1 protein-coding gene and 1 pseudogene are annotated in these 1,409 nt (G+C 46.4%); one reads left to right on the forward strand and one right to left on the reverse strand.

Annotated elements, in window-relative coordinates:
• Nucleotides 1-490: 490 nt before the first annotated feature.
• A complete protein-coding gene (locus QZ506_RS16350) occupies nucleotides 491-958 on the forward strand; it encodes a glycine zipper 2TM domain-containing protein (protein ID WP_291972512.1) in 468 nt (155 codons plus the stop codon).
• 375 nt (nucleotides 959-1,333) lie between these two features.
• Here QZ506_RS16350 and QZ506_RS16355 read toward each other — a convergent pair.
• Nucleotides 1,334-1,409: pseudogene (locus QZ506_RS16355) on the reverse strand (lipoprotein); the annotation flags it as partial.

Here is a 1,409-nt window from a genome sequence, read left to right on the forward strand (position 1 = left end):
AAATGTGCTGCGGGCGTACGCCGATGGCCACTTTACTCGATGGAAAACGGATCTGGGCAGAAAAGAATCTGAACCAGATGTAATCTGACAGACACCTGTATAAATAATCGGTAACTGTCAGATCAGGTCTAAGCTAGTACACATAAACCAAGCTGCACTTGTTTACAAAATAACATGGCGAGCGTACGAACGGCTCAGGTATTCTTCATTCTACGGCGGATTCGTTATCCTATTCTTCGAATGCGCGTTTATTTTGAGGAAAAAAAGGCCATTTTTTGCTATAAAATGAACATATGCGCCAATAGGATGAAAGAGAATAGTGGCGGCAAGGAGCTTTAGCCATTTTTCATTATCAATATAATCCTATTATATCAGGGTGAGTTGTGCGCAACGGCCAATTTGGCGTTTCGCAGTGACCGTTTGATAAGCATTACCACGTTAGCCTTCAGTAACGGAAAGCTGACACATTGCGATTACAGGAGTCTTATATATGATGAAGCGTTTACTTGTGATTACTTTAGCCGGTATGACATTGGCGGGCTGTGCCAACACCAGTTCGCTTTCCGGTGACGTTTATCGCGCCTCTGAAGCCAAACAGGTTCGTACTGTAACTTATGGCACCATCGTTTCATTACGACCTGTACAGATTCAGGCTGGCGATGAGAATGGCACCATGGGCGCTATTGGTGGCGCAGTACTGGGTGGGTTCCTGGGTAACACCGTCGGTGGTGGTACGGGTCGTTCACTGGCAACCGCAGCAGGCGCTGTAGCGGGTGGCGTAGCGGGGCAAAGTGCACAAGGTGCGATGAACCGCGTTCAGGGCGTCGAATTGGAAATCCGTCGTGATGATGGCACCACCATCATGGTTGTGCAACGCCAAGGTGATACCCGTTTCAGCGTAGGCCAACGTGTTGCCATGTCCAGCAATGGACAGAACGTAACTGTAGCACCACGATAAACACGCCTCTATTTTCTGTTATCACCACCGGCACGGTGGTGATAACCTGCATTATTGCTTAGGTCAATAATGTCACTTCACATGAAAAGTTCATTCGGACACAATGCAGCCTCAATCGTACAGGCATGCTGAACAAATAATCGCATTTGTGCAAAACACGTCGGGTACAACACGTTTTTAACGAAAAATAGCATACCATCTAAAAAAGATGTCAATAGGTATATCACCTGCCTAGGCTAAAACCTAACCCGCTTTTTTCAGTAAAAAAACGGCTTTGTTGAATAATAGTGAGTCATGCTGTTTTGCCAAGCCAGTTTTGGGGCTTTGTTGAATAAATCAGAACTTGTAACGACTGCGCCCCATACGGGTCGATTGTTACGTGATGCGAATACTGTTCGGCATTCCTAATAGCGTGATCCGGTTAAGCGCTTTGACCATGGCCATGGCTTCA

This window comes from Candidatus Symbiopectobacterium sp., from assembly GCF_020054415.1.
Lineage (GTDB): Bacteria > Pseudomonadota > Gammaproteobacteria > Enterobacterales > Enterobacteriaceae > Symbiopectobacterium.

Excerpts from the sequence above, each read along its gene's own strand:
- QZ506_RS16350 (WP_291972512.1), top strand. The coding sequence starts at position 491 with ATGATGAAGCGTTTACTTGTGATTACTTTAGCCGGTATGACATTGGCG.